The following is a 26791-nucleotide window of genomic DNA, read 5'->3' as shown; positions in this document are numbered from 1 at the left end:
CCACAAAGGTCGACCTGCGCGGCACGCCCCCTCCGTCAGCGCTTACGCGCTGCCACCTCCCCGTAACGGGGAGGATCTATGGACATGCACATGGCATTCCTGAAGACTTTCCACCTCTGGCCGTTCCTCGACACGCTGGTCAGCTATCTGACCGCCTTCGTCCTCGGCACCGTGATTGGCGCGGAGCGGCAATATCGCCAGCGCACGGCGGGACTGCGCACCAACGCCCTGGTCGCGATCGGCGCGGCGGCGTTCGTCGATCTCGGTCAGCGGCTGGGCGGCGATGTCGAGTCGATCCGCATCATCGCCTATGTCGTCTCCGGCATCGGCTTCCTGGGCGCGGGCGTCATCATGAAGGAGGGGATGAACGTCCGCGGGCTGAACACCGCGGCGACCCTCTGGTGCTCGGCGGCGGTCGGTTCGATCGCGGGCAGCGACATGGTGGCCGAGGCGGTACTGCTGACCGGCGTGGTGCTGCTCGCCAACACCGCGCTGCGCCCGCTGGTCGACGCGATCAACCGTATCCCGGTCGAGGGACGCCATGTCGAGGCGACCTATTCGGTCAGCCTGACCACCAGCGCCGCGCAGGCCGGGCCGGTCGGCGACATGCTGGTCGAGCATCTGGAGCGTGCCGGACTGCCCGTCGCCGAGCTGGAGACGGAGGAACTGGGCGAGGATCAGGTGACGGTCGCCGCGACCCTGACCAGCACCATCGTCGAGGCGGGGGAGCTGGACCGGATCACCGACCATTTCCAGTCCGTCCACGGCATCGCGCATGCCACCTGGGCCGCCAGCACCCACGACTGAGGTGTGCTCGATCTTTCCAATCCGGGATTTCTCGATCCACGGTTGGGAATAAGCGCGCGGTCCCGGACGTCGATCAGCCGGGACCATCGCACCGCTGCCCCTATGCCGACACTATGCGAAACCGGGGAATCGCTCTCGCATTGCTATGGCCGCCGGGAATAGCCGCTGAACCTCTCGAGGAGGCGGTATGGCGGAACGGACCATGACTTGGCGGCAGGGATTGGCGCTGCGATTGCTGGGCGTCGGGCTTTGCGTCCTTACCTGGCGAATGATCGTGTATCTGATGGCCATGGCGGGGCATGGTGGCCGTGCCGGGCTGGCGGGCTATGCGCTGGCGACCGCCGGCTTTCTCTTCGCCAGCCTGGGGAGCGCGCTGGCGATCATGGGCGAGCATCTGTTCGACGAGGTGCAGGTCAGCGCCCGCTGGCGGCGGATATGACCGACACTATGCGGGCGCTATGCGATAGCGGGAAATCAGTCTCGAAACCCTATGGGGCGAGGCGTAGCTGATCCGGGCGGGCGATCGAACGCCCGATCGGCAGAGGTTTCCAGTATCCATGTGTACCGATTTCCCTATCGAACCCGACCGCGAGGCGCGGCTGATCTATGTCGGCCAGGACCATGCGGGTCACTGGCTGGTCCAGGATAGCGCAGGCCAGCTGGAGGGGCGCTTCATCTCGCGTGGCGCGGCCATGCGCTATGCGGTCGAGGAAGCCGAAATCTACCATGCCAGCGTCGCGGTCGCGCAAGCCGCGCTGACCCCGCTGGTGTCGTTCGACCCGGTGGCGGCCGACGCCCCCATGCTGTCGCGTGCGGCGTAAGGGAGGGGGTGACCATGCAGATCGACAGCAAATATCGGCACGACCCACGCTGGCCCGCTATCGAGGCGGCGCTGGGTTCCCTGCGCGAGCGGCATCGCTGCGCAGTTCGGATCGTAGACGCCGATTGCGGCGCGGGCGGCTTCCTGATCGCGGTCGCCGAACAGGCGCGGACGATGGGCTTCACCGCGATCGAAGGACGCGGCCTTGGTGGCTCGCCCGCGATGGTCGGACGCGCGCGGGCGGCGGCGAAGCGTCATCGCCACGCCGCGATGGGGCTGGTGTTCGAAGCCGGCGATGCGGCCGACGCGCTGGCCGAGGAACGTGACTTTCCCGCGGACATCCTGGTCTGTCATCGGTGCGGCACGCAGATGCGCGCCGCTGCGGCCTGTGTGATCGGCGATCCGGTAGGGGAGATGGCGGCATGAGCGGGCGGGACATGGCATGGCGGTCGCTGGGCGGTCTGATGACGCTGGGTGCGGTCGCGGCGACGTTGAGCGGACCATCGGAATCGCTGCTGGCGCTGTTCTGGTTCTTCGTGGCGCTGGGCGGCGTGGTACTGATGCTGAACGGAAAGCATATGATCCAGGCGCTCCGGGCCGAGCGACGCGGGCATTATTACACCGCCGAGGCCATTCATGCCGCGCGTATCCGTCGGGGGCGGCGGTCATGAGCCGGGATACGGGCTTTGTGCTGCGGGGCGGCGCGCTCCATGCCGAGGGCGTAGCGCTCGGCCGGATCGCGCAGGCGGTGGGCACGCCGACCTATGTCTATTCGACGGGAGCCTTGCGCGCCGCCGCCCGGCGGTTCCGCGAAGCGCTGGCTCCCATCCCGCGCAAGTCGCTCGCCTTTGCCGTTAAGGCCAATCCGTCGCTGGCCGTGCTGTCGGTCCTGCGCGGCGAGGGGTTCGGCGCCGATATCGTATCGGGCGGCGAACTGACCGCCGCGCTGGCGGCGGGCATGGCGGCGGAGGATATCGTCTATTCGGGCGTGGGCAAGACCCCGGAGGAACTCGCCCAGGCGCTGCGTGCCGGGGTCGGGCACGTCAATCTGGAGGGCGAGCGCGAAGGAGACGCGCTGGCGGCGACCGCCGTTCGGATGGGCGTCGAGGCAACCGCGATGCTGCGGATCAATCCCGATGTCGATGCGGGGACCCATGCCAAGATCACGACGGGCACCAGCGACAGCAAGTTCGGCGTCGCCTTCGCGGATGCGATCGGCATCTTCGACCGACTGGCCAGGCGTCCCGGCCTGACGCTGCACGGCGTGGCGGTCCATATCGGCAGCCAGATCATGGACCTGAAGCCGCTGGAGACGGCCTATCGCCGGATCGGCGAGCTGGTCGCGGCGCTGCGGGCGCGGGGGCATGTCATCACCCATGTCGATCTGGGCGGTGGCCTGGGCGTCGATTATCATGACGGTCCGGACGGCGACGTCGCCGCTTATGGGGAGATGGTCGCGCGGGTCACGCATGATTGGGACGTGACCCTGATGTTCGAGCCGGGGCGCTATATCGCGGCCCATGCCGGGGTGCTGCTGACCCGCGTGCTCTGGGTCAAGCCGGGTGAGGAATGCCCGTTCGTCGTCATCGATGCGGGCATGAACGATCTGGCCCGGCCCGCGCTCTACGACGCGTGGCATGAATTCGCGGCGGTCGCCCCGAACGGCGCGACGATGCGCGCGCATGTCGTCGGCCCCGTCTGCGAGAGCAGCGACCGCTTCGCCAAGGGCCGGTTGATCGACCGGGTGAGGGAAGGCGACCTGGCCGTCCTGCGCGACGCCGGAGCCTATGGCGCCTCCATGGCCTCCTGCTACAACAGCCGGGCACTGGCGGCCGAGGTCATGGTCGAGGGCGATCGCTTTGCCGTCATCGCGCCGAGGATCGATGCGGCGGCCATCCGTCCTCAGAGCATGCCCGACTGGCTGGAAGCCCGTAGGCTTGGCCATGCGGCCTGAGGGGCGACCCGAGGGGCGGCCGGGGGTGCGTTAAACTCCCGCTTGTCCCGGCGAAACGCGCACTTTTCGCAAAGTTGGTGGACGTGTCCGCGCAATGACGCTACCGGCTCACGCTTCCGAGTGGAGGATATAATGGGTTATCGCGTGGTGGTCGCCGGGGCGACGGGCAATGTCGGCCGGGAAATGATCAACATTCTGGCGGAGCGGGAATTCCCGATCGACGAGCTGGCGGTCGTCGCCTCGTCGCGCAGCCAGGGCGACCAGATCGAATATGGTGAGACGGGCAAGATGCTCACCATCAAGAATATCGAGCATTTCGATCCGACCGGCTGGGACATGGCGTTGTTCGCCATCGGATCGGACGCGACCAAGGTATACGCGCCCAAATTCGCGGCCGCCGGTTGCGTCGTGATCGACAATTCGTCGCTCTATCGCATGGACCCGGACGTTCCGCTGATCGTGCCGGAGGTGAACCCGGACGCGATCGACGGCTACAAGGCGAAGAACATCATCGCCAACCCCAATTGCTCGACCGCGCAGATGGTCGTTGCGCTGAAGCCCCTGCATGACAAGGCGACGATCAAGCGTGTCGTCGTCGCGACCTATCAGTCGGTGTCGGGCGCGGGCAAGGCGGGCATGGACGAGCTGTTCGAACAGAGCCGCAATATCTTCGTCGGCGACCCCGCCGAGCCAAAGAAGTTCACCAAGCAGATCGCCTTCAACGTGATCCCGCACATCGACAGCTTCCTGGACGACGGTTCGACCAAGGAAGAGTGGAAGATGGTCGCCGAGACCAAGAAGATCCTCGATCCCAAGATCAAGGTGACGGCGACCTGTGTGCGCGTGCCGGTGTTCGTCGGCCATTCCGAGGCGCTGAATATCGAGTTCGAGAACGAGATCTCGGCCCAGGAAGCCCAGGATATCCTGCGCGAGGCCCCCGGCGTCATGCTGATCGACAAGCGTGAGGACGGTGGATACGTCACCCCGGTCGAGTGCGTCGGCGACTATGCGACCTTCATCAGCCGCGTGCGTGAGGACTCGACGGTCGATAACGGCCTGTCGCTGTGGTGCGTGTCGGACAATCTGCGGAAAGGTGCGGCGCTGAACGCCGTGCAGATCGCCGAGCTGCTCGGCCGTCGCCACCTGAAGAAGGGCGACTGAGCCCATCTAATTCCTCCCCTGCAAGGGGAGGAGGACCAGCGAAGCTGGTGGAGGGGTGTCCCGCTATCGAGAGGGCGACACCCCTCCGTCAGGCCTGACGGCCTGCCACCTCCCCTGCAAGGGGAGGAAAAGGGGTTACCGCCCCATATACAATCCCGGACGGTGCCAGGCGAACAGGATCAGGCTGATCGCGGCCGCGCTGATCGCCGACCAGATCATCTGCACCCCCGAGACCACCGGGATCGCCATCGCCAGGATGAAAACGTCGAGCGCGACCTGGGTCAGCCCCATGTTCCACCCGCGCTTGCGATAGAGCCAGATGGTAATGACCCCGGTTCCGCCGACCCCGGCCTGATGCCGGGCGAGCGACAATATGCCCATGCCGATCACCGTGCCGCCGACCAGCGCGGCAAAGGCCGGATGTACCCCGTCGACATGGACCGACACCCGCGTGATCGCCGAGGCGACGCCGATGCCGAGATTGACCAGCACCGTCTTCACCGCGAACCGCGCGCCCATCACCTTGTGGGCGAACAGGAAGAAGGGGATGTTGACCAGCGTGAACAGCACGCCCGCCGGCAGCGGCAGCAGATAGGACAGCAGCAGCGCGACGCCCGCGATCCCGCCCGTCACCAGTCCCGCCGCCTTCAGGAACATCAGCCCGACGACGAGCAGCGTCACGCCGATGAAGATCGCATAGGCGTCTTCGAGCAGGCTGTGCGGACGCCCGATCGGGCTGGGCGGCAGGGTTTCGGCAGAAGAGGCGGTCGCTGCGGTCATCGAGGGTCCGGATCAAGGGTCCGGCATCCGCTCCCGATTGGCCTGCTTCTTGGCGGCAGAGAGCCGTCCCATATCGCAATCGCGGCGAAACGCCAATTGCCTGGCTCAGCCCAGGATCAGCCAGCCCAGCGCGATCATCACCACCAGTGCATAGAAGCCGCCCTTGGTCCGCAGCAGATAGCTGGCCCCCAATACCCCCGTCGCGGCAAGCGCGCAGGCGGCCACCCGGTCGGCGGCGATCCATTCCAGGATGACGAACGCGCCGACCATGTTCGCCGCCGCGTTGACCGCGATCCATAAATAGGATGGGAAAGCCCCGATCGACCCGATCAGCGGGATCTTGATCGTCGCAAAGCCGCGCATCGTGCCGGGAAACAGATCCGCCGCCAGGTGAAAGCCCACGCCGAACCCCAGCCCCGCTGCGACCGGCCATGTCCGCAGGTCGAGCGTCGCGACATAGAAGGGCAGGACACTGTGTACCAGCGCGCTGCGATGCTGGAGCTGGAGCGGGGTATCGAGATCGGGCAGCCGCGTCCCCGCCGCCGTCGCTGTCGCTACGCATGCGATCAGCATCCACGGGCCTCCTCCACCGGCGAACGCCAAGATCACCGCGAGAAGAAGGAATAGGGATGCTGCCATGGGCGGCGGCTAACGGCTTGTACCCCTTTTGTCCATGAGTGCGACTCGCTGCGAATCATAAAAAAGCGCGGATTCCCGCCATTTTGTGACGGGCCGCTTGGAATGGGACTCAAGCCGCTGGCTTGGCCCGCACGGACAGGGTCAAGGTACAATTTTTTGAGGGTGGTCGGCAGGCCCGGCTCCGGCATAGTCGGCGCCATGACCATGCAGGCCAAAGCGGGTATCGGCGCGCTGACCGACCGGGAAAAGCAGACGCTGCGGCTGATCGTCCGGGGGCATGACGCCAAGTCGATCGCGCGCGAGCTGAACCTGTCGGTCCACACCATCAACGAACGCCTGCGCGACGCCCGCCGCAAGCTGGCCGTGTCGAGCAGCCGTGAGGCGGCGCGGATGCTGCTGGAGGTCGAGGGCGACACATCGCTGCCCACCCCCGAATATGTGGGGGACATGAGGATCGGGGAAGATTCTGTGGCCTCGGTGGCCGATGACGAACCGGTGCCGATCGTCGGTGCGAGGGCCGGCAGCCGCCGTGCCCGGATCATCATCGGAGCGACGCTCATGACCCTTGCCTTCAGCCTGCTGGCCCTTGGCGGCCTGACCCACATGGCCTCCGCGCCGCCCCAGGCGGCCCCAACTTCGAACGCTGCGACCGATCCGGCGGCGGTCGAGGTGGCGCAGCGTTTCGTACAAATGATCGACCAGGGCCGCTGGGCCGACAGCTATCGCCTGACCACAGCCAGCTTCCGCACGCTCAATACCGAACAGGTCTGGGCAACTACGTCGGAGAAGGCACGGGCACCCTTGGGGAAAATGGCGTCGCGAACCTTCCTGAGCCAGGACGACATCCCCGCGCCGCCCGCCGGTTATCGGATGGTGCGGTTCAACACGCGGTTCGGGACGTCGGCGGCGATCGTCGAGACGGTGACGTTGGAGCGGGAGAATGGCGAGTGGCGGGTCGCCGGGATTTATGTCGGCTGACGTTCCATCGACCGTTCAGCCTGAGCGAAGTCGAAGGCCACGCGATGATCGCGTAAGAAAAAGTCGATACATGCACTTCGACTTCGCTCAGTGCGAGCGGTCATCTGGATGACCACGTGCACATTTCGGCCGACCGGATTAGTAGGTCCTCGTACAGCTTCATCGCCGGAGACCGAACCCTTGGCCGACACCGCCCCCGAAACCCGCTTCTTCGACAGCTTCGACGGCACCTCGATCGCCTGGCGTGAAATGGGGGAGGGGCGGCCCGTGGTGTTGATCCATGGCTATTTCTCCGACGCCTATACCAACTGGATCCGCTACGGCCATGCCGCCGCCATTGCCGCCAGGGGCTTCCGGGTGATCATGCCCGACCTGCGTGCGCATGGCGAAAGCGGGAAGCCGCACGACCCCGCCGCCTATCCCAAGGACGCGCTGACCCGCGACGGCCATGCGCTGGTCGAGCATCTGGGGCTGACCGATTATGATCTGGGCGGCTATTCGCTGGGCGCCCGGACGGTCAGCCGGATGCTGGCGACCGGCGCGGAGCCGGGCAAGGCGATCTTTGCGGGCATGGGGCTGGAGGGGCTGCTCCATACCGACCGCCGGGTCGCGCACTTCACCAATATCCTGACCCGGCTGGGTGAGCATCGGCGCGGCACCCCCGAATGGATGGCCGAGGCGTTCCTGAAGACCACCGGTGGCGATCCGGTGGCGCTGCTTCATATCCTCCAGACCTTTGCCGACACGCCGCTCCCGGTGATCGAGGGCTTCGACCTGCCGACCCTGGTCGTGGCGGGCGTCGACGATTTCGACAACGGCGCAGCGGTCGAGCTGGCCGAGGCCTTGCCGCGCGGGCGCTATGTCGAGATTCCGGGCAACCACATGGCCTCGGTGACAAAGCCCGAGCTGGGCGCGGCGATCGCGCAGTTCCTCACCGCTTGACGGCGGCGGCCAAAGCCGCGCAACTGCGCGCCATCCGTCCCGTTTCGAGGGCGTTTCAGAATGTTAGGGGATAGCATGATCCGTTCCGCCGTTTCCGGCACCGTACTCGCCTTCCTGTTGGCCAGTGCCGCACAGGCCCAAACTTCCGCGCCAGCGACCCAGCCACCCGCGACCGTCGCGGGGGCGGATGCCTTTGTCGCCGAGGCCGAAAAGACGCTGGCCGAAAAGTCGGTCGGTGCGCAGCAGGTCGCCTGGGTCAACGCGACCTATATCACCGACGACACCGATGCGCTCGCCGCCGCGTCGGGCGCGGAAATGACGGATCTCGCCGTCCGCTACGGCCTGGGCGCGGCACGCTATCAGGCGCTGCCGGGCCTGTCCTATGACACCAAGCGCAAGCTGGACCTGCTGCGCGGCGGGATCACCTTGCCCGCGCCGACCACGCCGGGGGCCTCGGCGCAGCTGTCGATGCTGACGACGCGCATGTCCTCATCCTATGGCAAGGGCAAGGGGCTGCTGAACGGCCAGCCGATCAACGGATCGGACATCGAGGCCGCGATGGGCAGCGAGCGCGATCCCGCGAAGCTGAAGGAGATGTGGGTCAGCTGGCACGACAATGTCGGCGCGCCGATGCGGGCCGATTATGCCCAGATGACCGCGCTGGCGAACCAGGGCGCCAAGGAACTGGGCTATGCCGATGCCGGGTCGCTGTGGCGTTCGGGCTATGACATGTCGCCGGAGCAGTTCGCACAGGTGACCGACAGGATCTGGGGTGAACTGGAGCCGCTCTACAAGGCGCTGCACACCTATGTCCGCTGGAAGCTGAACGAGAAATATGGCGATGCGGTGCAGGCCAGGACCGGCCCGATCCGCGCCGACCTGCTCGGCAATATGTGGGCGCAGGAATGGGGCAATATCTACGACCTCGTCGCGCCCAAGGGGGCAGGCGATGTCGGATACGACACCGGCGATCTGCTGAAGGCCAAGGGGTATGACCCGATCAGGATGGTGAAGGCGGGCGAGGGCTTCTATTCCTCGCTGGGCTTCGCGCCCCTGCCGCAGACCTTCTGGCAGCGCTCGCAGATCGTGAAGCCCGCCGACCGCGAAGTGATCTGCCACGCCTCGGCCTGGGATATCGACAATAAGGACGATATCCGCATCAAGATGTGTACGAAGGTCAATGCCGACGACTTCGTGACCATCCACCACGAGCTGGGGCACAATTATTACCAGCGCGCGTACAAGGACCAGCCGTTCCTTTACAAGAACGGCGCCAATGACGGTTTCCATGAGGCGATCGGCGACACCGTCGCCCTGTCGATCACGCCCGACTATCTGGTGAAGATCGGGCTGCTCGATCCGGCCAAGGTGCCGAGTGCGGACAAGGATATCGGCCTGTTGCTGCGCCAGGCGATGGACAAGGTGGCGTTCCTGCCCTTCGGCCTGCTGATCGACAAGTGGCGCTGGGGCGTGTTCTCGGGCCAGATCCCGGCCAGCCAGTATCAGGCGGGCTGGGACGCGCTGCGCCTGAAATATCAGGGCGTGGTGCCGCCGGTCGCGCGCGACGAGACGAAGTTCGATCCGGGCGCCAAGTACCACATCCCGGCGGGCGTGCCCTATGCGCGCTACTTCCTGGCGCGGGTGCTGCAGTTCCAGTTCTACAAGGCGGCGTGCCAGCAGGCCGGATGGAAGGGGCCGCTTCATCGCTGTTCCTTCTATGGCAACAAGGAGGTCGGCAAGAAGCTGAACGCGATGCTGGCGATGGGCCAGTCCAAGCCGTGGCCGGATGCGCTTCAGGTGTTCACCGGCAGCCGCGAGATGTCGGGCAAGGCGCTGGTGGAGTATTTCGCGCCGTTGAAGACCTGGCTGGATCAGCAGAACAAGGGCAAGCCGCAGGGTTGGTGATGGTTTTCCGCACCGGTGTTGGTCTGCCCCTCCACCACGCGCTGACGCGCGCGGTCCCCGTCCCCATCAGAGATGGGGAGGAATGGGGCGGGCCTTCGTAAATCCTCCCCAAGCTTGCTTGGGGAGGGGGACCGCCGCGCAGCGGTGGTGGAGGGGCAGGGGTCGCCAGCGGTGACACCCCTCCGTCAGCCCTTCGGGCCGCCACCTCTCCTTACAGGGGAGGAATTCGGGACTTTCTCCCGCCGGACCAAAATCCCAACCGCCGTTCAGGCTGAACGAAGTCGAAGCCCATGCCCGGACATAGGCAAAGGGGACAGGTTTTCCCTTAGCCTTCGACTTCGCTCAGGCTGAACGGAGCCGGGGATCAGTCCCGGTCGTCCTCGTCGCCGTCCCGCTTTGCGCTGCTCCCCTTGAGCGACAGCAGCGCCGCGGCCAGCCCTGCGGCCGCCGCAAGGCTCCCCAGGATCGAGGCCACGCCCCATTTGCCGCCGACCCGGTCCAACCCGTGCTTGCCCAGGGCAGGCGCGGGGGCAGGCTTGATAGCGGCGGGTTTGCGCGGGGGCGCCTTGCGGGGCGCGGTGCGCTTGGTAGAGCGGGGCTTGGGTGGCGCCTTGGCCTTGACGGGGGGCTTGGGCGCGTCGACACCCTCGACCGGCTCGGCCGGGGGCGTGGTTTCGTCCGTCACTGGCTCGACCTTGACGGCCGGGCGCTTGCGCGGGGCGGGCGCGCCCGCCGCCTTGGGCGTGGCGCGGCGGCGGGGCGGGCGTGGCTTTTTCGGCTCGCTGGTGTCGACCATGACGAAATCCCCCATTCAAACAAAGCAGCTTCGGTTCGTCACCGTAACGCTTGCGCCCGCCCCCGGTTGCTTGTCAGCGGAAGGGCGGCTCGTTGAACGCGCGCAGCTTGCGGCTATGTAGCTTGTTGCCCTCGCGGCGAAGCTGTTCGCAAGTCTCGATGCCGATCCGCATATGCTCGCTGATGGCGCGCTCATAGAAGCGGTTGGCTTGGCCCGGCAGCTTGAGTTCGCCGTGCAGTGGCTTGTCCGACACGCAGAGCAGCGTCCCGTACGGCACGCGGAAGCGATAACCCTGCGCCGCGATCGTCGCCGACTCCATGTCGATGCCGACCGCGCGGCTGAGCGAGAAACGCAGCGCCGACTTGGAGTAGCGCAGTTCCCAGTTGCGGTCGTCGGTGGTGACGATGGTGCCGGTGCGCAGGCGGCGCTTCAGTTCGTCGCCCGACTGGCCCGAGACGATCTCGGCCGCCTTGGCGAGCGCGACCTGGACCTCGGCAATGGCGGGCACCGGAATTTCCGGAGGCAGCACGTCGTCGAGCACATGATCGTCGCGTAGATAGGCATGCGCCAGCACATAGTCGCCGATCCGCTGGCTGGGGCGAAGCCCGCCGCAATGGCCGATCATCAGCCATGCCTCGGGCCGCATCACCGCCAGATGGTCGCAGATCGTCTTCGCGTTGGACGGGCCGACGCCGATATTGACGAGCGTGATGCCGGTGCCGTCCTTGGCGACCAGGTGATAGGCGGGCATCTGGTGCCGCCGCCATGCGCTGTCGGTGACGATCTTGTCGACATCCTCGGGCCGCTCGATCACGACGCCGCCCGCGCCGGACAGCGCGGTGAAGCGCGAACCTTCGCCCAACTGCGATGCGCCCCAGCGAACGAATTCATCGACATAGCGGTGATAGTTGGTGAACAGCACGAAGCGCTGGCAATGCTCGGGCGGCGTGCCGGTATAATGCCGCAGCCGGGCGAGCGAGAAGTCGGTCCGCAGCCCGTCGAACAGCGCCAGCGGCCGGTTCCCATCGGCGGTCATCCACAGGCCGTCGGCGATCTCGTCGCCGATATGCGCCAGTTCGGTTGCGGGGAAGAATCGCGCCAGTTCGGCCGCTGATACCGTGTCCAGGCTCAGCGCGTGGCCGGGATCGAGGACATAGGGGAAGGGGATTTCCTGCCGCCCCGGCACCGCCTCGACCGAGACGTCGTAATCCTCGATCAGCAGGGTCAGCTGTTCGACCAGATAGTCCTTGAACAGGGCGGGCTTGGTGACGCTAATCCGGTAATCGCCGGGCGATACCAGACGGCCGAACGAACGCATCGGGGCGGGACGTCCACCCTCGCCGCGATAGGTTAGGCGGATTTCGGGATAGGCGAAACAGCCATGCGCCCGGTCCTCGATCGTGGGGGCGGTGCCGTCGCGCAGGTAAAGGGTCAGCGCCTCCTTCAGGCGCGTGACGGAGGCGGTGTAAAGGCGGTCGAGTTCCTCGACGATCATGGCAGCTTGAGTCATCGTCCAGAGCTAAGCCCTGTTTTTGATGCTGGCAAGCGGGCGCGGACGACGTTCGATCGCCCGCGCCCTGGTCAGGGGCTCAGGCCCCCAGCGCCGAGTTCTCATCGTCACCGGGCGCGCGCAGCTTCGATGCGCCGAACGCCGCGCCGGCCACCGCCGCCGCCACGCCCGCCGCGATACCGGCGGCGGCATAGGGGTGCTCCTTCACCTTGTCGCCGGCTGCCTTGGCGGCGCCCTGCGCCTTTTCGGTGAAGCTCTTTGCCTGTGCCTGCTTTTCGGGTGGGACATAGGTGGTCATGGCAAGGCTCCTCTTGTTTATGCCGATCCTTCGATGGGCAAAAAACGCCGGAGCCTCCAGCACTGTTCCACCACCGATCCGACCGGCCGTGCGACCGACCGGATCAGCGGCACGGATCAGAGGACCGAGAGGAGATGCTCGGCCGAGCTGACCTTGAACTCGCCCGGGGCCTCGACGAACAGCTGCTCGACCACGCCGTCATTGACGAGCATCGTATAGCGCTGGCTGCGCGTGCCCATGCCGAATTTCGAGCCGTCCAGTGTCAGGCCGACCGCCTTGGCCAGATCGGCATTGCCATCGGCCAGCATGGTGATCTCGCCCGCGTTGTTCGTCTGGCGCCAGGCCTTCATGACGAACACGTCGTTGACCGAGGTGCAGGCGATCTCGTTCACGCCCTTGGCCTTCACGGCATCCGCCTGGGCGATGAAGCCGGGCAGGTGCTGCGCCGAGCAGGTAGGGGTGAAGGCGCCGGGCACCGCGAACAGCGCGACGCGCTTGCCCGCAAAATAATCGGCGGTGTTGACCTGTTCGGGGCCTTCGGGCGTCACCTTGACCAGCGTGATGCTGGGCAGGCGGTCTCCGACCTTGATCGTCATCGTGCGGATCCTTCGCGGAAGCTTTGCCACGGCATCATGCCGGGCCACGCGGCGTTCATGGGGCAGGGACCCTATGGATTTCAAGCATGGCGAGGCGGCGCGGCCATGCCTATAATCGATGGCGTGCATCAACTGACCTATCTTTCCGGCCAATTCCTGCTGGCCCTGCCCGGCATGGGGGATCCCCGTTTCGAACATGCCATCATCGCGATGTGCGCGCATGACGAGGGCGGCGCGCTCGGCATCGGGCTGGGTGCGACGATCGACGGCATCGGTTTTCACACGCTGCTCGACCAGTTCGAGATCGCGCATGGCGATGTCCCCGACGTGCCGGTCCATTATGGCGGGCCGGTCGAGCCGCGGCGCGGCTTCGTGCTGCACAGCCACGACTGGCAGGGACAGGATAGTGTCGATGTCGGCGGCCGCTGGGTCCTGTCGAGCACGGTCGACGTGCTGCGCGCCATCGCGGAGGGTAACGGACCGGCGCGGTGGATCGTCGCGCTGGGCTATGCCGGATGGGACGCAGGCCAGCTGGAGCAGGAACTGCGCGAGCCGGGAACCTGGTTCAATGTCGGGGGCGAGCCGGAAATCCTGTTCGACGTGGCCGCCGAGGATCGCTGGCAGGCGGCTTACGGCGCGGCCGGTGTCGATCCGCGCCAGCTGGTGACGGGCGGCGGTACGGCCTGACCAACTTGCATTCCTCCCCTGCCAGGGGAGGAATATGCGGGATCGAGTGACTCACGCTCAACGATATAAAGATATCTTTATATTTGATCCCCATGACGATCGCCGCTAAGGCGTCGGCCGTGCCGATCGGCGTATCCCACGTCTTGGTCGGCCCCATTTTGCACGGAGTTTCGTCGTGTCCACGACTGCTGCCACCAAGAACGATTACGTCATCAAGGATATCAGCCTCGCTGATTTCGGCCGCGCCGAGATCAAGATCGCCGAGACCGAGATGCCCGGCCTGATGGCCCTGCGCGAGGAATTCGGCGCTGCTCAGCCGCTGAAGGGCGCGCGCATCACCGGCTCGCTGCACATGACGATCCAGACCGCCGTGCTGATCGAAACGCTGACCGCGCTCGGCGCCGATGTGCGCTGGGCGACCTGCAACATCTATTCGACCCAGGACCACGCCGCCGCCGCCATCGCCGCGGCCGGCATCCCCGTCTTCGCCGTGAAGGGCGAGACGCTGGCCGAATATTGGGACTATGTCGGCGACATCTTCAACTGGGGTGCGGGCACCACCGGTCAGACCGCCAACATCATCCTCGACGACGGCGGCGACGCGACCATGTTCGCGCTGTGGGGCGCGAAGCTGGAAGCCGGCGCGACCTTCGCCGAGCCCGAGAATGAAGAGGAAGTCGAGTTCCAGCGTTCGGTGAAGGCGTTCATCGCCAAGTATCCGGGCTATCTGACCGAGACCGTCAAGAACCTGAAGGGCGTGTCGGAAGAGACGACCACCGGCGTCCACCGCCTGTACGAGATCGCGAAGAAGGGCGAGCTGCCTTTCCCCGCCATCAACGTCAACGACTCGGTCACCAAGTCGAAGTTCGACAACCTTTACGGCTGCAAGGAATCGCTGGTCGACGCGATCCGTCGCGCCACCGACGTCATGCTGGCGGGCAAGGTTGCCGCGGTCGCCGGTTTCGGTGACGTGGGCAAGGGCTCGGCCCAGTCGCTCCGCAATGGCGGTGCGCGTGTGCTCGTGACCGAAATCGACCCGATCTGCGCGCTGCAGGCGGCGATGGAGGGCTTCGAGGTCGTGACGATGGACGAGGCCGTGAAGCGCGCCGACATCTTCGTCACCGCGACCGGCAACGCCGACGTCATCACCGCCGATCACATGAAGGCGATGAAGCCCATGTCGATCGTCTGCAACATCGGCCACTTCGATAGCGAAATCCAGATCGCGGCGCTGTCGAACTACAAGTGGACCGAAGTGAAGCCCGGCACCGACCTGGTCGAGTTCCCGGACGGCAAGCAGATCATCGTGCTGGCCAAGGGCCGCCTGGTGAACCTGGGCTGCGCGACCGGCCACCCGTCTTTCGTCATGTCGGCCTCGTTCACCAACCAGACGCTCGCCCAGATCGAGCTGTGGACCCGGTCCGAGAACTACAAGAACGAAGTCTATGTGCTCCCGAAGCACCTCGACGAGAAGGTCGCCGCGCTCCACCTCGAAAAGCTGGGCGTCCAGCTGTCGAAGCTGTCGGAGAAGCAGGCCGCCTATATCGGCGTGCCGGTCGAAGGTCCGTTCAAGCCGGATCACTATCGTTACTGATCCCGCTTCGGGCCTTGCCTGAACGAGAAGGGCCGTCCGAAAGGGCGGCCCTTTTTCTTTGGCCTTCGTTATGGCGTATCGCCTGCCGATCGGGCTAGAGATGGGTGGATGCAGCGTTTCGGCCCGGCCTTTCTTGGATGATTGCGATCGGTGATACCGAGGCGGTCCTGTTGGGCGCGGGGGCCTGTGCCCTGATCGTGATCGGCATGATCCTGCTCTATCTGGGTGTTCGCGCCCGGGCGGAGGCGTCGTCAGTGCGGCTGGAGCGTGACCGGCTCGACGCGATGCTGCGCGCCGGTCCTGCCCAGGCGATGGTGATCCGCAGCGACGGGCGGATCGAAATGCCCCGGCGGCTGGCCGACTGGCTGGGCCTGGCCGATGTTGCGCGCTTCCTCGAGGAGCTGGCCTATGAGGATGCCGGGCTTACGCCTGAGGACAAGGCGCTGCTCGCCGCCGACCTGAACGCCGCGCAGAAGACCGGGCGCCGGTTCCGCCGGATCGTCCGGCCGCAGGGATCGGTTCGCACCTTGCTGTTCGACGGTGCCCGCGCGCCCGCACATCAGGGGGCGGCCGGAGAAGTCGTCATCTGGGTCTTCGACATGACCGAGACGCAGGACGAGATCGTCCGGCTCGACGGCGAGGCGCGGCGGCTGGGCGATGCGTTCCAGGCGCTGACCGGGCTGATCGAGGCGGCACCCTTGCCCATGTGGTATCGCGGGGCTGATCTGCGCCTCGCCATGGTCAACACCGCCTATGTCGAGGCGGTCGAGGGACGGGACGCCGCCGATGTCGTCGGACGCGGACTGGAACTGGTCGAGGGGTCAGGGCGCGGCGGTCCGCTGGCGGGCGCGGCGGCGGCGCGCGACCGGGGGCGGCCGCATGAGCAGGTGCTGCCCGCAACCATCGACGGCGCGCGCCGGGCCTTGCGCATCTTCGACGTACCGCTGCCGACCGGCGGGATTGCCGGGTTCGCGGTCGATATCGAGGATCTGGAACAGTCCCGCGCGGGTGCCAAGCGTTTTGCCGAGGCACAGCGTGCGATGCTCGACCGGCTGTCGGCGGCGGTCGCGCATTTCGGGCCGGATCGAGGGCTCGTCTTCTGCAACCAGCCCTTCCGCCGCATGTTCGCGATGCGCGCCGAGTGGCTGGCCGACCATCCCGAGTTCGACCGCATCCTGGAGCGGATGCGCGAGGCCAATCGCAGCCCCGAGGTCCGCGACTTCCCCGGCTGGAAGGCGGAGCGGGTCGGCTGGTTCCGCCAGGCGAGCGGCGGGATCGAGGAGCAATGGCATCTGCCCGGTGGCACGCACCTGCGTGTCGTGGCGCAGCCGTTGCCCGATGGCGGCCTGCTGATGATCTTCGAGGACCGGACCGAGGAGGTGCAGCTGGCCTCCGCGCGCGATACGCTGCTGCGCGTACGCACCGCGACCTTCGACAATCTGTTCGAGGCCTTGGGCGTGTTCGCCGCCGATGGCCGGTTGCAGCTGTGGAACAACCGCTTCCGTGCGCTCTGGGGCTTGGAGGAGGATTTCCTGACCAGCCACCCGCGCGTCGATGCCTTTGCCGACCGGGTGGCGGAGCGGCTGGCGACGCCGGGCCGCTCGGCGTTGATCGTCGATCTGGTCCGCTCCGCGACCATCGAGCGGCAGCAGCGCGGCGGGCGTGTCGCCTTTGCCGATGGACGGCATTTCGAGTTCGCGGGCGTGCCGCTGCCCGACGGCAACGCGCTGTTCACCCTGCTCGACATCACCGACAGCAGGCGGGCTGAACAGGCCCTGCGCGACCGCGCCGACGCGCTGGAGGCGTCGGACAAGGTCAAGACCGCCTTCGTCGCCAATATGAGCTACGAGTTGCGCACGCCGCTGACCTCGATCAGCGGTTTTGCCGAGATGCTGCATGGCGGTTTCGCCGGGCCGCTGCCGGAGACGGCGACCAGCTATGTCGAGGCGATCCTCGAATCCACCGAGCGGCTGGGGCTGCTGGTCGACGATGTGCTCGACCTGACGCGTGACCAGGCCGATGGCGGGATCGCGCGCGAGGATGTCGAGCTGGCCCGCGTCGCCCGCGCCGCCGCCGATACGATCCGGCCGATCGCGGGACGGCGCAAGCTGGACTTCGCGGTCGAGGTGCATCGCTCGCTCGGCCGGATCACCGGCGACCGCCGCCGCTTGCAGGAGACGATCGAGCATCTGCTGCGCCATGCCGTCGAACAGACGCCGGAGGGCGGGCGGATCCTGCTCCATGCCGATGGCGATTCGGCGCGGGCGCGGATCGTGGTGTCGGACGACGGGCAGGGCATGGACCGCGAAGCCGTCGCACGGGCCTTTGATCGTTTTGCCGAGCCTGGGATCAAGGCGACCGGCGAGCGCGCGCTGGGCCTGGGCCTGCCGCTCGCCAAGAAATTCGTCGAGGCGCATGGCGGCACGATCACTCTGCTCTCCGAACCCGGTGAGGGCACGCTGGTCACGATCGAACTGCCCCGGCGCGTAGTGGAGAAGGAAAAACCATGACGATCCGGCTGGCCGATGCCGCCGCGACCGAGGAATTCGGGCGGCGGCTGGCGGCGCATATCCGGCCCGGCGACGTGGTGACGCTGACCGGCACGCTGGGGGCGGGCAAGACCAGCCTGGCGCGCGGGTTGCTCGCCGCGCTCGGCCTGCCCGGCGAAGCACCGTCCCCCAGCTTCGCCATCGTCCAGCCCTATGCCCCGCCCGAAACCGTGATCCCGGTCCTGCATGTCGATCTCTACCGCCTCGATGGGCCGGAGCAGATGGAGGAATTGGGACTTGATGAGGCGCTGTGGGACTCCGCGCTGATCGTCGAATGGCCCGACCGGGCGGGTGAGGGGGCGTGGTCGCAGGCGCTGGCCCTGACGCTGGAAATGGCCCCGGACGGCGGACGTATCTTGACAGCGAAGATACCCTCGGGCTGGGAAAACCGATGGCCGATATGACCCCTCCGGCGGATGCCGCCGCCTTTCTGACGACGCTGGGCTGGGAGGGGGCGGTGATCGCCCCGCTCGCCGGAGACGCTTCGTTCCGCCGTTATTTCCGGGTAACGCTGGGGACGCGCCGCGCCGTCCTGATGGACGCGCCGCCGCCGCACGAGGACCCGCGCCCCTTCATGGCGATCGCGCGCTGGCTGCTGGCCAAGGGTTTTGCCGCGCCCGCGATCCTGGGCGCGGACGAGGTGCGCGGTCTGGTCCTGATCGAGGATTTCGGCGACGACCGGATGCGCGAGGCGATCGAGGCCGATCCCGATACGACGGTCCGGCTCTACAGCGATGCGGTCGACCTGCTGGCCGCGCTGCGGACCCACGCGCCGGAGGGGTTGGCCCCCTATGACGCCGCCGTCCTTCACCGCGAGGCGGCACTGCTGCCCGAATGGTACACGCCCGCTGTCGGTCTGGATGTCGATGGCGAGGGCTATCGCGCCGCCTGGGATCAGGTGTTCGCCCATGCGCTGGCGGACCAGCCCGTTACCGTGCTGCGCGACTATCATGTCGAGAATCTGATGCTGGTCGGGCCTGAGCGCACGCTCGGCCTGCTCGACTTCCAGGATGCGCTGGCGGGGCATCCGGCCTATGACCTCGTGTCGCTGCTCCAGGATGCGCGGCGCGATGTCGAGCCGTCGATCGAAGAGGCGATGCTCAAGCGCTATCTGGCCGCGACGGGCGAGGGGGAGGCGTTCCTGAACGCCTATCATGTGCTGGGCGCGCAGCGGAACGCCAAGATTCTGGGGATCTTCACCCGCCTCTGGAAGCGCGACGGCAAGCCGCGTTATGCGGCGCTCTGCCCGCGCGTCTGGGCCTATCTGGAGCGTGACCTGTCGCAGCCGGTGCTGGCGCCGGTCGCGGCCTGGTTCGACGACAATGTGCCGCCCGAGCTGCGCGGCGATCCCAAGGTGCTTTCCCGATGACCCGGCAACTCTCGCTTCGCCCAACCCCCTCGGGCCAAGTGCCGCGCACCGCGATGGTGATGGCGGCGGGGCTGGGCAAGCGGATGCGCCCGCTGACCGCCACGCGTCCCAAGCCGCTGGTGTCGGTGGCGGGCAAGCCGCTGATCGACCATGTCTTCGACCGATTGGTCGCGGCGGGCGTCGAGCGCGCGGTGGTCAATGTCCATTATCTCGCCGACCAGCTGGAAGCGCATCTGAAGGACCGCTTTCCTGGGATCGAACTCATCATCTCGGACGAGCGCGAGCAGTTGCTGGAGACCGGCGGCGGGCTGGTCAAGGCCCGGCCCTTGCTCGGCGACGATCCGATCCTGGTCGTCAACAGCGACAATCTGTGGATCGACGGGCCGGTCGATGCGATCCGCCTGCTTGCCTCGCGCTGGGACGAAGCGACGATGGACGCGCTCCTCCTGATGGTGCCGCTGGCGCGTGCGCACAATCATGACGGGCAGGGCGATTTCTCGCTGGGTGCCGATGGCCGGATCACCGCGCGGCGTCAGCCCGGCCGGGTCGTGCCCTTTTCCTATACCGGGCTTCAGATCCTGCATCCGCGCCTGATCGCCGATGCGCCCGAAGGGCCGTTTTCGACCAACCTGTTCTGGAACCGCGCGATCGAGGCGGGGCGCGCCTTCGGGCAGGTGCATCAGGGGCTGTGGTTCGATGTCGGCACCCCGCGCGCCATCCCGCAGACGGAGCTGATCCTCGCGGATGGCTGAACCGCGCCGCCCGAGGCTGCACACCATTCCGGCGCATCGTGGTTTTGCCGATGCGCTGGTTGCCGGACTGATGCGCCGCAGCGGGGGGGATCCGCTGACGCTGGCGCAGGGCATGATCCTGCTGCCGACCAATCGTGGCGTCCGCGCCGTGACCGAAGCCTTTGTGCGCGCGAGCGGCGGCGGCCTGATCCTGCCGCGCATGGTGGCGCTGGGCGATCCCGAACTGGGTGAGGCGGCAGGCTCCGCGCTGGACCCCGCCGATGCCGAAGCCCCGCCGCCGCCCGCCATCGCGCCGTCGGCGCGCCGGATGATCCTGGCGCGGCTGGTCGAGCAGGAGCGCCAGCGCGCGGGCCAGCCGGTGACCGCGGCCGAAGCCGTGCGGCTGGCGGGCGATCTGGCCCGCACGCTCGACCAGATGCTGGTCGAAGAGGTCGACCCGGCCGAATTGGCCGCGCTCGACCTCGGCCCCGAGCTGACCGAGCATTGGCAGTCGGCGCTGGCGACCTTCTCGGTGGTGCTCGATCGCTGGCCTGCCGTTCTGGAGCGGATGGGCCGGATCGATGCGGCGAGGCGGCGGACCCTGCTGCTCGACCGGACCGCCAAGCGCTGGGCCTTGGCACAACCCGCCGGGTTCGTCTGCGCGGCGGGCGTCACCGATACCGCGCCTGCGGTCGCGCGGCTGCTGCGATGCGTGTCGGAAATGCCGGGCGGCTCGGTGGTGTTCGCCGGGCTGGACCTGACCATGCCCGACGAGGAATGGGATGCGCTGGGGCCGCACAAGCCCGATCCCGAGACGCGCCGCACCCGTCGCGCGATCGAAACCCATCCGCAATATGCGCTGAAGCTGCTGCTCGACCGGATGGGTGTCGGGCGCGGCGAAGTGACGGTGTGGCGCGGCGGCGGGGACTATGATGCCGGACCTGCGCGGGGCCGCGCCATCGCCAATGCCATGGCTCCGGCCGACTTCACCGGCAAATGGACCGATCTGCCCGCGGAGGATCGGCGGCTGTCGGGAGTCTCGACCATCGAACTCGCCACCCCGGCCGAGGAGGCGCAGGCCATCGCGCTGGCGCTGCGCGAGGCGATCGAGGAACCCGGCCGCACCGCCGCGCTCGTCACCCCCGACCGGGCGTTGGCGCGGCGGGTGGCGGCGCATTGCCGGCGTTGGAACATCCTCATCGACGACACCGCCGGGCGGCCCCTGTCGATCCTGTTGCCGGGCACCTTCCTGCTGCAACTGGCAGAGGCCGCCGCGCAAGCTTTCGCGCCGCTGCCGCTGCTGGCGCTGCTCAAGCATCCGCTGATCCGGGGCGAGATGGAGCGGGTGGAATGGCTCGACGGCGTTCGCGCGCTCGACCGCGCGCTGCGGGGGCCGCGCCCTGCGCCAGGGCTGGACGGTATCGCGGCGCATCTCGCCGACAAGCCGGCCGCCGCTGCCTTCTGGGCCAAGGCCGCGCCCATGCTGGAGGCGGTCGGGCGGACCTTTGGCGACGGGCCGCAGGGATTGCGCAGCCTGCTCGCCTGTCTGCGCGAGTGCGGCCAGACCTTGTGCGGCGATGCGCTATGGACCGGCCCGGCCGGTCGCGCGGCGGCGGAGTTCCTCGCGGGCTACGAAGAGGAAGCCGATCACGGCCCCGCCCGGGTCGACCCTGCCGAGCTGCCCGCCCTCCTGCGCAGTCTGTTCGATGAGATCGCCATCCGCGCCATCCCGCGTGAGGGGCAGCATCCGCGCCTCGCCATCTATGGCCCGATCGAGGCGCGCCTCCAGACCGCCGACCTGATGATCGCGGGCGGCCTGAACGAGGGCGTCTGGCCGGGCCGTCCCGCGCCCGATCCGTGGCTTGCGCCGCGTATCCGTTCGCTGCTGGGTCTGGTCGGGCTGGAGCAGCGGATCGGCATTGCCGCGCATGATCTGGCAAAGGCGATGGGGGCGCCGCGCGCGATCCTGACCCGTGCAAGGCGGGATGCGAGCGGGCCGACCCTGGCGTCGCGTTTCTGGCTGCGGCTCCAGGCGATGGCGGGCGAGCGGTTCGAGGCGCATCCCAGCCTTGCGCGCTGGGCGGTCGAGCTGGATCAGCCGGTTGGTCATTTTCCTGCTGAGCGACCTAAGCCCATACCCCCCGCCGCGTTACGCCCTACAACCATTTCCGTGACCGAGGTCGACCGGCTGAAGGCCGATCCTTACGCCTTTTACGCGCGCCGGGTGCTGCGCCTGTCGCCGCTCGATCCGGTCGATGCCGACCCCAGCGCGGCGTGGCGCGGCACCGCCGTTCACGATATCCTGGAGATGTGGTGGAAGGAGGACCGGTGCGACGTCGAGGCGCTGCGCCCCCGTGCGCTGGCGATGCTGCGCGACCAGCGGACCCATCCGATGATGCGCGCGCTGTGGCAGCCGCGCCTGATCGAGGCGATCGACTGGATCGCGGCCGAGGTCGCGGCAAAGGCCGCCGAGGGCCGCCACGTCCTGAGCGCCGAGGGCAAGGGCGCGGCCAAGCTGGCGGGCGTGACGCTGACCGGCCGGTTCGACCGGATCGACAAGGCGGCGGACGGATCGCTGGTGGTGATCGACTACAAGACCGGCAAGCCGCCCTCGACCACGGCGGTGCGGGAGGGGTTCAGCCTGCAGCTCGGCCTGCTCGGCCTGATCGCCGAGCGGGGCGGGTTCGAAGATGTGTCCGGCAAGGCGGGCGGGTTCGAATATTGGTCGCTGGGACGTGGGCGCGAGGGGCTGGGCTATATCGCCACGCCGGTCGATCCCGACGGCAAGCGCGAGCGGATCCGGACCGACGAGTTCGTGTCCATCGCGGCGGCGAACTTTGCCGAGGCGGCGGGCCAGTGGCTGACCGGCGATGCGCCGTTCACGGCCAAGCTGGTGCCGGAATATGCACCCTATGCGGAATATGACCAGCTGATGCGGCGGGATGAATGGTATGGCCGTGATCGGTAAATCCCCACCTCCGTTCGCACTGAGCGAAGTCGAAGTGCAGGGGATGACCATCCTTCTGGGCGATGGCGGGGCGTGGCCTTCGACTTCGCTCAGGCTGAACGGCGTGTGGGGATTGCACCCCCTCCCAACCTCCGTTCACGCTGAGCCCTTCGGCTGGCTGGCAAGCCAGCCGCTCAGGATAAACTTCGACGCTGCGTGTCGAAGTCGAAGCGCACGGGACTCCGGTCGCCCGGAGCAGGCCGCATGAGCGCCCGCCCCATGGCCAATCTCCCCCCGCTGAAGGGCGATCAGGCCGCCGCGAGCGACCCCGCCGCGCATGTCTGGCTGTCCGCCTCGGCGGGCACGGGCAAAACGCAGGTTCTGGCCGCGCGCGTGTTCCGCCTCCTCCTGCGCGGCGTCGCGCCCGAGGCGATCCTGTGCCTCACCTTCACCAAGGCGGGCGCGGCCGAGATGGCGCAGCGGATCAACGGCCGTCTCGCCGCCTGGGTGCGGATGCCCGAGACCGAGCTGTTTCGCGACCTGAAGGCGCTTGGGGAAACACCCACGCCGGACCTGCGCGACCGGGCGCGGACGCTGTTCGCGCGCGTGCTCGACGCGCCGGGCGGGGGGCTTCGCATCCAGACGATCCACGGTTTCTGCCAGGGGCTGCTCGCCGCCTTCCCGGTCGAGGCTGGGCTGGCCCCGGGCTTCCGCCCGCTGGAGGCGCGCGAGGAGGCGGTGCTGGCGCGCGAGGCGCTGGCCCGGATGCTCGAGGCCGCCGAGCGCGAAGGGCGCACCGGCCCTGTCGAGACGGTCGGCGCGTTATCACTGCGGCTGGGCGAGGGCGGGGCGGAAGGCTTCCTCGCCGCCTGCGCCCGCGCGCCGGGCGCGCTGGAGGCGCTGCCCACCGGCATCCAGCCCTGGTTGCGGCGCGCGCTTGACCTTCCCTCGGGCGATATCGACGAGGCGATCGCCGAGGGAGTCGAGGAGATTGACGAGGATGCCGTCGTGCGGCTGGCAGGCGCGAACCGCGCCTGGGGCACCGCGACCGGCGACAAGGCGGCGGCGACGCTCGAACGCTGGATCGGCAGCGACCGGGCAGGACGGGTGGCCTTGCTCGAAGAGCTGATGGGCACGGTCTTCACCGCCAAGGGCGAACCGCGCAAGGCGTCTAAGAAGCTGACCGATGCCGACCCCGATTATGAGGACATGGCGCGCGAACTGGGCGAGGCGTGCCGCCATCTGCTCGGCCTCGCGGCTCGCGCGCGTCATGCCGATCTGCTGGCCGATGCGCTGAGCGTGGGTCGTGACTATGCCCGTGCCTATACCCTGTCGAAGCGGGCGATCGGCGCGGTCGATTTCGACGATCTGATCCGCACTACGGTCGAACTGCTGGAGCGGCCGGGCATCGGCGAATGGGTCCGCTACAAGCTGGATCAGGTGACCGAGCATGTCCTGATCGACGAAGCGCAGGACACCAATGCGCACCAGTGGCGGATCGTCCGCGCGCTGGCCGACGAGTTCTTCGTCGGGCGCGGGCTTTATGCGCCCTCGACGCGCACGTTGTTCACGGTCGGCGATCACAAACAGGCGATCTTCGGCTTCCAGGGCACCGACCCGATCAACTTCCAGGCGGCCGAACTGCATTTTTCGCGTCGCGCGGACGAGGTGGCGGGCGACGACGAATGGCCGCCCGAAGAGCGCGGCCTGCCGTTCAACCAGCTGTCGCTGACCCACAGCTTCCGTTCGACCACGCCGATCCTGGAGTTTGTCGACGCGGCGATCGAGGCGCTGGGCGAACCCGGCATGGGGATGGCGGGTGAAGTCGAACGCCACGCCAGTGAGGTGAAGGGGCAGGGCCGCGTCACGCTCTGGCCGCCCGTCGTGGCGGGCGGCAGCGACGAGGACGAGGAAGGCTGGATCGACGATGCGGTGCGCAAGGTCGCGACCGACATCGCGCGGGCGGTCCGTCGCTGGCTGGACGATGGCGTCATGCTGGAGAGCAAGGGCCGCCGGCTGGAGCCGCAGGACATCATGATCCTGGTCAAGCGGCGCGGCGACCTCGCCTCATTGATCGTTGCGCGGCTCTATGCCGAGGGGGTGCCGGTGGCGGGCGTCGACCGGTTGCGGCTGAACGCGCCGCTGGCGGTGCAGGATCTGCTGGCGACGGTGCGGTTCGCGCTCCAGCCCGAGGATGACCTGTCGCTGGCGTCGCTGCTGGTGTCGCCGCTGATCGGCTGGTCGCAGGAGCGGTTGATGGCCGCCGGGCACCGCGAGCGGGGATCGCTTTGGGGGCATCTGACGCGGACCCTGCCTGCCGAAGACCTTGCGCCGCTCCGCCAGATGCTGGCGCGCGCCGACGTGTCGACGCCCTACCAGTTTCTGGAGGAATTGCTCTCCGGCCCGCTCGATGGGCGGCGCAAGCTGATCCGGCGGCTGGGAACCGAGGCGCGCGATCCGATCGAGGAACTACTCAACGCCGCGCTGACCTTCGAGAGCACGACGACGCCCTCGCTCCAGCGGTTCCTCGACTGGTTCGATCGCGGCGATGTCGAGATCGTGCGCGATCCGTCCGCGCCACTGGATGCGGTGCGGGTGATGACGGCGCATGGGTCCAAGGGGTTGCAGGCGCCGCTCGTCATCCTCGCCGACGCGACCGCCGATCCGACGGCTGCGCCGCGCTCGATCCTGCGCTGGACACCGGAGCCGGGCGCCCAACCCATCCCGGTGTTTCCGCCGCGCGCCGACGAACGGGGCGGCCCGCTGGATGCCGTGGCGGCCGAGATCGCCGCGCGCGAGCTGGCCGAGCACTGGCGGCTCTTCTACGTCGCGGCGACGCGCGCGGAGGAACAGCTGGTCGTCACCGGCGCGCTGGGCAAGCGGGCGGCGGGCGTACCGCCGATGCACAGCTGGTATGCCACCTGCGCCCGCGCCATGACCGCGCTGGGCGTGGCCGAGGTCGAGCCCGGCGATGGCCAGTCGCGCCAGTTCCTCGGCACCATGCCGCAACAGCCGGTCGCGCCGCGCCCCGGTGCGGTCGTCGTCGCGCCGTGCGAAGATGTGGCCTTGCCCGAATGGGTCCATGCGCCCGCGCCGCAGGAGTCGCGTCCGCCGCGTCCGCTCGCACCGTCGCAGCTGGGCGAGGACATGGTGGCCGATCCGCCCCCCACGCCCGCCATGCGCGCGGCGGTCGAACGGGGGCGGTTGATCCACGGCCTGCTCGAACGCCTGCCGCCGGTTGCGCCCGACGCGCGGCGGGGCGCGGCAGAGCGCTGGCTGACCCAGGCGGCGGGGGTCGCGGATGCGGCCTTGCGCGCCGATGTGACGGGGGCGGTGTTCGCGATCCTCGACGATCCGGCCTATGCGCCGCTGTTCGGGCCGGGTTCGCTGGCCGAAGCGCCGATCGCGGCGACGCTCGCCAGCGGCCTGGTCGTGTCGGGGCGGGTCGACCGGCTGCTGATCGACGCAGGGGAGGTCCGGCTGATCGACTATAAGACCGGGCGGCGCGCGCCGGGCGGGATCGACGATGTGCCGGTGTTCCACCTTGCCCAGATGGCGGGCTATGCCGCCGCGCTGGAGGTGATCTTTCCGGGACGGCGGGTGTCGGTCGCGCTGCTTTATACGGCGGGACCGCGCCTGATCACCGTGCCCGACGCGTTGCTGGCCGCGCACAAGCCCGGCTATCGCGACCGGGAGCAAAGCTTGCCGCTCGGTGGTTGAGCGACCGA

The 26791-nt window shown here is 68.0% G+C and carries 24 protein-coding genes; 18 read left to right on the top strand and 6 right to left on the bottom strand.

What is annotated here, in order from left to right:
• The first annotated feature begins 90 nt into the window (after positions 1–90).
• From SP5_RS01475 to SP5_RS01450, 7 genes are all read left to right on the top strand, one after another.
• Positions 91–807, top strand: a complete 717-nt coding sequence (locus tag SP5_RS01475) for an MgtC/SapB family protein (RefSeq protein WP_042483064.1) — start codon at positions 91–93, stop codon at positions 805–807.
• A gap of 187 nt (positions 808–994) precedes the next feature.
• Entirely contained in the window at positions 995–1246 is a 252-nt protein-coding gene (locus tag SP5_RS18950) for a hypothetical protein (RefSeq protein WP_157013538.1), read from the top strand.
• A gap of 118 nt (positions 1247–1364) precedes the next feature.
• Positions 1365–1628: a hypothetical protein gene (locus SP5_RS01470; protein ID WP_042482983.1), complete on the top strand. Its 264-nt coding sequence runs from the start codon at positions 1365–1367 to the stop codon at positions 1626–1628.
• A 14-nt stretch (positions 1629–1642) separates the two neighbouring features.
• The gene (locus tag SP5_RS01465; RefSeq protein ID WP_052811364.1) at positions 1643–2053 is read left to right on the top strand and encodes a hypothetical protein; all 411 of its coding nucleotides are present in this window, start codon (positions 1643–1645) and stop codon (positions 2051–2053) included.
• The gene (locus SP5_RS01460; RefSeq protein ID WP_042482980.1) at positions 2050–2298 is read left to right on the top strand and encodes a hypothetical protein; all 249 of its coding nucleotides are present in this window, start codon (positions 2050–2052) and stop codon (positions 2296–2298) included. Before SP5_RS01465 ends, SP5_RS01460 begins: the two co-directional genes overlap by 4 nt.
• Positions 2295–3581 carry a diaminopimelate decarboxylase gene (gene lysA, locus SP5_RS01455; RefSeq protein WP_042482976.1) on the top strand — a complete coding sequence of 429 codons (1287 nt, stop codon included), beginning with the start codon at positions 2295–2297 and terminating at the stop codon, positions 3579–3581. The genes SP5_RS01460 and lysA overlap by 4 nt, the downstream gene beginning before the upstream one ends.
• A 132-nt stretch (positions 3582–3713) precedes the next feature.
• On the top strand, positions 3714–4742 hold the full coding sequence (locus SP5_RS01450; RefSeq protein ID WP_042482973.1) for an aspartate-semialdehyde dehydrogenase: 1029 nt from the start codon (positions 3714–3716) through the stop codon (positions 4740–4742).
• Between the two features lie 135 nt (positions 4743–4877).
• On the opposite strand, the gene SP5_RS01445 is transcribed toward SP5_RS01450, so the two are convergent.
• Both SP5_RS01445 and SP5_RS01440 read right to left on the bottom strand, forming a co-directional pair.
• Positions 4878–5522, bottom strand: coding sequence for a YitT family protein (locus tag SP5_RS01445; RefSeq protein WP_042482970.1), 645 nt, complete (start codon positions 5520–5522; stop codon positions 4878–4880).
• 105 nt (positions 5523–5627) lie between these two features.
• Positions 5628–6095 carry a hypothetical protein gene (locus SP5_RS01440; protein ID WP_042482967.1) on the bottom strand — a complete coding sequence of 156 codons (468 nt, stop codon included), beginning with the start codon at positions 6093–6095 and terminating at the stop codon, positions 5628–5630.
• A 264-nt stretch (positions 6096–6359) separates the two neighbouring features.
• On the opposite strand from SP5_RS01440, the gene SP5_RS01435 reads away from it, so the two are divergent.
• The 3 genes from SP5_RS01435 to SP5_RS01425 all read left to right on the top strand — a co-directional run bounded on the left by SP5_RS01435 (position 6360) and on the right by SP5_RS01425 (position 9986).
• Positions 6360–7139 (top strand): helix-turn-helix domain-containing protein, encoded by a 780-nt coding sequence (locus SP5_RS01435; protein WP_042482964.1) that lies wholly within the window; start codon positions 6360–6362, stop codon positions 7137–7139.
• Positions 7140–7319: 180 nt separating this feature from the next.
• The gene (locus SP5_RS01430; RefSeq protein WP_042482961.1) at positions 7320–8081 is read left to right on the top strand and encodes an alpha/beta fold hydrolase; all 762 of its coding nucleotides are present in this window, start codon (positions 7320–7322) and stop codon (positions 8079–8081) included.
• A gap of 75 nt (positions 8082–8156) precedes the next feature.
• Entirely contained in the window at positions 8157–9986 is a 1830-nt protein-coding gene (locus SP5_RS01425) for a M2 family metallopeptidase (protein ID WP_042482958.1), read from the top strand.
• Between the two features lie 364 nt (positions 9987–10350).
• Here SP5_RS01425 and SP5_RS18390 read toward each other — a convergent pair whose 3' ends face one another.
• From SP5_RS18390 to SP5_RS01405, 4 genes are all read right to left on the bottom strand, one after another.
• Positions 10351–10782 carry a hypothetical protein gene (locus tag SP5_RS18390; protein WP_157013537.1) on the bottom strand — a complete coding sequence of 144 codons (432 nt, stop codon included), beginning with the start codon at positions 10780–10782 and terminating at the stop codon, positions 10351–10353.
• A 73-nt stretch (positions 10783–10855) separates the two neighbouring features.
• Positions 10856–12292 (bottom strand): AMP nucleosidase, encoded by a 1437-nt coding sequence (locus SP5_RS01415; RefSeq protein ID WP_042482955.1) that lies wholly within the window; start codon positions 12290–12292, stop codon positions 10856–10858.
• A 79-nt stretch (positions 12293–12371) separates the two neighbouring features.
• Positions 12372–12590: a hypothetical protein gene (locus tag SP5_RS01410; RefSeq protein WP_042482952.1), complete on the bottom strand. Its 219-nt coding sequence runs from the start codon at positions 12588–12590 to the stop codon at positions 12372–12374.
• Between the two features lie 116 nt (positions 12591–12706).
• The gene (locus tag SP5_RS01405; protein WP_042483054.1) at positions 12707–13186 is read right to left on the bottom strand and encodes a peroxiredoxin; all 480 of its coding nucleotides are present in this window, start codon (positions 13184–13186) and stop codon (positions 12707–12709) included.
• 105 nt (positions 13187–13291) lie between these two features.
• Here SP5_RS01405 and SP5_RS01400 point away from each other — a divergent pair, with 105 nt between their 5' ends.
• The 8 genes from SP5_RS01400 to addA all read left to right on the top strand — a co-directional run bounded on the left by SP5_RS01400 (position 13292) and on the right by addA (position 26783).
• The gene (locus SP5_RS01400; RefSeq protein WP_042483052.1) at positions 13292–13873 is read left to right on the top strand and encodes a YqgE/AlgH family protein; all 582 of its coding nucleotides are present in this window, start codon (positions 13292–13294) and stop codon (positions 13871–13873) included.
• 175 nt (positions 13874–14048) lie between these two features.
• The gene (gene ahcY / locus SP5_RS01395) at positions 14049–15467 is read left to right on the top strand and encodes an adenosylhomocysteinase (protein WP_042482948.1); all 1419 of its coding nucleotides are present in this window, start codon (positions 14049–14051) and stop codon (positions 15465–15467) included.
• Positions 15468–15604: 137 nt separating this feature from the next.
• Positions 15605–17977 (top strand): sensor histidine kinase, encoded by a 2373-nt coding sequence (locus SP5_RS01390; protein WP_042482946.1) that lies wholly within the window; start codon positions 15605–15607, stop codon positions 17975–17977.
• A complete protein-coding gene (gene tsaE / locus SP5_RS01385; RefSeq protein WP_042482944.1) occupies positions 17974–18420 on the top strand; it encodes a tRNA (adenosine(37)-N6)-threonylcarbamoyltransferase complex ATPase subunit type 1 TsaE in 447 nt (148 codons plus the stop codon). The genes SP5_RS01390 and tsaE overlap by 4 nt, the downstream gene beginning before the upstream one ends.
• Positions 18417–19385, top strand: coding sequence for an aminoglycoside phosphotransferase family protein (locus SP5_RS01380; RefSeq protein WP_042483049.1), 969 nt, complete (start codon positions 18417–18419; stop codon positions 19383–19385). Before tsaE ends, SP5_RS01380 begins: the two co-directional genes overlap by 4 nt.
• Positions 19382–20137, top strand: a complete 756-nt coding sequence (locus SP5_RS01375; protein ID WP_042482942.1) for a nucleotidyltransferase family protein — start codon at positions 19382–19384, stop codon at positions 20135–20137. The genes SP5_RS01380 and SP5_RS01375 overlap by 4 nt, the downstream gene beginning before the upstream one ends.
• The gene (locus SP5_RS01370; protein WP_042482940.1) at positions 20130–23084 is read left to right on the top strand and encodes a PD-(D/E)XK nuclease family protein; all 2955 of its coding nucleotides are present in this window, start codon (positions 20130–20132) and stop codon (positions 23082–23084) included. The genes SP5_RS01375 and SP5_RS01370 overlap by 8 nt, the downstream gene beginning before the upstream one ends.
• 243 nt (positions 23085–23327) lie before the next feature.
• Positions 23328–26783 (top strand): double-strand break repair helicase AddA, encoded by a 3456-nt coding sequence (gene addA, locus SP5_RS01365; protein ID WP_042482937.1) that lies wholly within the window; start codon positions 23328–23330, stop codon positions 26781–26783.
• Positions 26784–26791 lie beyond the last annotated feature (8 nt).

It is taken from the genome of Sphingomonas parapaucimobilis NBRC 15100, from assembly GCF_000787715.1.
GTDB classification, from domain to species: domain Bacteria; phylum Pseudomonadota; class Alphaproteobacteria; order Sphingomonadales; family Sphingomonadaceae; genus Sphingomonas; species Sphingomonas parapaucimobilis.
Note: the sequence above shows the minus strand (reverse complement) of the source record. Positions and strands in the feature narration are given on the sequence as shown.